At 62.8% G+C, this 3039-nt stretch carries 5 protein-coding genes; all 5 read left to right on the forward strand.

The window, feature by feature from the left end; genetic code table 11:
- Positions 1-688, forward strand: a 688-nt coding sequence (locus EN994_RS24665; RefSeq protein ID WP_206530490.1) for a cbb3-type cytochrome c oxidase subunit I, incomplete at its 5' end; no start/stop codon positions are given.
- 5 nt (positions 689-693) lie between these two features.
- Entirely contained in the window at positions 694-1320 is a 627-nt protein-coding gene (gene cyoC / locus EN994_RS24670; protein ID WP_013531504.1) for a cytochrome o ubiquinol oxidase subunit III, read from the forward strand.
- Entirely contained in the window at positions 1317-1697 is a 381-nt protein-coding gene (cyoD, locus tag EN994_RS24675; RefSeq protein WP_013531503.1) for a cytochrome o ubiquinol oxidase subunit IV, read from the forward strand. The genes cyoC and cyoD overlap by 4 nt, the downstream gene beginning before the upstream one ends.
- A gap of 96 nt (positions 1698-1793) precedes the next feature.
- Positions 1794-2501 (forward strand): SURF1 family protein, encoded by a 708-nt coding sequence (locus tag EN994_RS24680; RefSeq protein WP_063168041.1) that lies wholly within the window; start codon positions 1794-1796, stop codon positions 2499-2501.
- Positions 2502-2753: 252 nt separating this feature from the next.
- Positions 2754-3039 (forward strand): aminotransferase class I/II-fold pyridoxal phosphate-dependent enzyme (locus EN994_RS24685; protein WP_127307871.1); only part of this gene is annotated, 286 nt, incomplete at its 3' end.

The raw sequence follows: 3039 nt of genomic DNA on the forward strand, positions 1-3039 counted from the left end.
GTTTGCCGGTATCAGCTACTGGTTCCCCAAGGCATTCGGCTTCCGGCTCGATCCGTTCTGGGGAAAGATGTCCTTCTGGTTCTGGGTGGTCGGCTTCTGGTTCGCCTTCATGCCGCTGTACATCCTCGGCCTGATGGGCGTAACGCGCCGGCTACGCACCTTCGAGGATCCCTCGCTGCAGATCTGGTTCATCATCGCCGCTTTTGGCGCCTTCCTGATCCTCCTTGGTATCCTGTCCTTCCTCATCCAGATCTTCGTCAGCGTGCGCCGGCGCGAGCAGCTTCGCGACGACACCGGTGATCCGTGGGACGGGCGTACACTCGAATGGGCAACCTCGTCGCCGCCCCCGGCCTACAATTTCGCCTTTACGCCGGTCGTCCACGATCTCGACACCTGGGCGGACATGAAGAATCGCGGTTACCAGCGTCCGTTGACGGGCTTCCACGACATCCACATGCCGCGCAACACCGGAGCCGGCGTCATTCTGGCTGGGTTGAGCGTGGTGCTTGCCGTGGCGCTCATCTGGTACATCTGGTGGCTGGCGATCGTGAGCTTCGTTGCTCTGATCGGCTACGCCATCGCGCATACCTTCAATTACGACCGGGACTTCCACATTCCGTCCAGCGACGTCACCCGCGTCGAGGACGAGCGGACACGCCTGCTCGCAGCCACCAGCCAGGCGGGATGAGCACCATGGCACACGCCGACACGGTGATCGACGACACGATCTTCCACCTGGAAGACGACCACGGCCATGCCGAGAGCGGCAGCAGCACCATGCTCGGCTTCTGGATCTACCTGATGAGCGACTGCCTCATCTTTGCGATGCTGTTTGCAGTCTACGGCGTGCTCGGTGGCAACTACGCCGCCGGGCCCGCGCCGAAGGACCTGTTCGATCTTCCGCTGGTCGCGCTCAACACCACCATGCTGCTCCTGTCCTCCATCACCTACGGCTTCGCGATGCTGGAGATGGCGAAAGGGCGAGTGAGGCCGATGCAGGTGTGGCTGGTGATCACCGGCCTGTTCGGCCTCGCCTTTCTCGGCATCGAACTCTACGAATTCGCCCATTTCATCCACGAGGGGGCGACGCCGCAGCGCAGCGGCTTTCTTTCGTCGTTCTTCACGCTGGTCGGAACGCATGGCCTGCACGTCACCTTCGGCCTGGTCTGGCTGGTGGTGCTGATGGTGCAGGTCTCCAGGCATGGGCTGATCGCCGCGAACCAGCGGCGCCTGATGTGCCTGAGCATGTTCTGGCACTTCCTCGACGTCATCTGGATCGGCGTCTTCACCTTCGTTTATCTGATGGGAATGTTGCGATGAGCGCCGGGCACCAAACAGACACCAGCAACCACAGCCACGCGCATCACGGCGTCAATCACGGCTCGCTGGCCGGCTATCTGACAGGCTTCGGCCTGTCCGTCGTGCTGACCGCCGTTCCCTTCTGGCTGGTCATGACCAACGCGCTCGGCAATCAGATGGCGTCGGCGATTGCCATCATGGCCTTCGCCGTCGTGCAAATCATCGTCCACATGGTGTTCTTCCTGCATATGAACACCAGGTCGGAGAGCGGCTGGACCATGATGGCGCTGATCTTCACCCTCATCCTGGTGATGATCGCGCTGACGGGCTCGCTCTGGGTCATGTACCATCTGAACGTCAACATGATGCCCGGCCATGACATGAGTCAGATACCCTGAGAGAGGGACCTGGCTTTGGACGAACAGGCGCGGACGACACCGCATCCGAATACAGGCGACGGCCAAAGGGTTACGCGTTCGAGATGGACGCTATTGATGCTTTGCCTTTGCGGAGCCATCGGCATCGCAGGGTTCTCGGCGCTCGGTATCTGGCAGCTGGAGCGCCGCGTCTGGAAGCTCGACCTGATCGAGCGTGTCGACCAGCGTCTCAAGGCAGTACCCGTGGCCGCCCCGGCGCCTTCGGCCTGGCCAGCGATCAACGCCAGGGATGACGAGTATCGCCGCCTCGTCGTCACGGGCCGGTTTCTCGGTGATCGCGAGACCCTGGTCCAGGCGGTCACCGATCTCGGCGGTGGCTTCTGGGTAATGGCGCCGTTCCGAGCGGATGATGGCTTCACGATTCTGGTGAACAGGGGCTTCGTGCCGACGGACAAGCGCGATCCGGCAACCCGCTTCGCAGGCAAGCCCTCGGGCGATCACACCGGAATTCATGGCCTGTTGCGCATCAGCGAACCGAAAGGCGGCTTCCTGCGCACCAACGATCCGGCTGCCAACCGCTGGTATTCGCGCGATGTACAGGCGATCGCCGCCAAGCAAGGCATCGGGCAGGTCGCTCCTTATTTCATCGATGCCGATGCCACGCCCAATCCGGGAGGGTGGCCGGTCGGCGGCCTGACGGTCGTTTCGTTCCACAACAACCATCTGGTCTATGCCCTGACATGGTTCGGGCTGGCCTTGATGGTGCTGGGCGCGGTCGCCTGGCTGTTGCGGCAGGCTGTGAAAGACAGGCCCGGCGGGGGCTGACCGCTGACCGCTGGCCGAGGCAAAGCCGAAATTACGCACGGAAGCGCTCATGCCGGCGCAGAGGATGGCGTGATCGCTCTGCTCGTGCCGGCTGGTCATTTCCGACGCGCATCAATAGGTTTCCCTTCAAACCCTCATCCATGAGCGCGCAGGGCAGGCTTCCCAGCCGTCTCGGGCTGGAGCACCTAGCTAAAACCGCTGGCGAAACGCGACCGATTTGCGTATCACTCCGCCGCCATTGGAGCCCTATCGATGTTTGAGACCCTGCAGCCCGCCCCCGCCGACAAGATCCTGGCCCTGATCGGCCTTTATCGCGCCGATCCGCGCCCCGACAAAGTCGATCTCGGCGTCGGCGTCTACAAGGATCGCGACGGCAAGACGCCGGTTATGCGCGCCGTGCGCGAGGCGGAAAAGCGCCTGCTGCAGGCCCAGGACACCAAGACCTATCTCGGCCTTGCCGGCGATACCGGCTTCAACACGGTGATGGCCAAGCTCGCCTTCGGTCCGGGCGCTGACATGACGCGCATCCGCGCCGCAC

Origin of the sequence: Mesorhizobium sp. M7A.F.Ca.CA.002.09.1.1 (genome assembly GCF_003998555.1) — a bacterium.
GTDB classification, from domain to species: Bacteria; Pseudomonadota; Alphaproteobacteria; order Rhizobiales; family Rhizobiaceae; genus Mesorhizobium; species Mesorhizobium ciceri.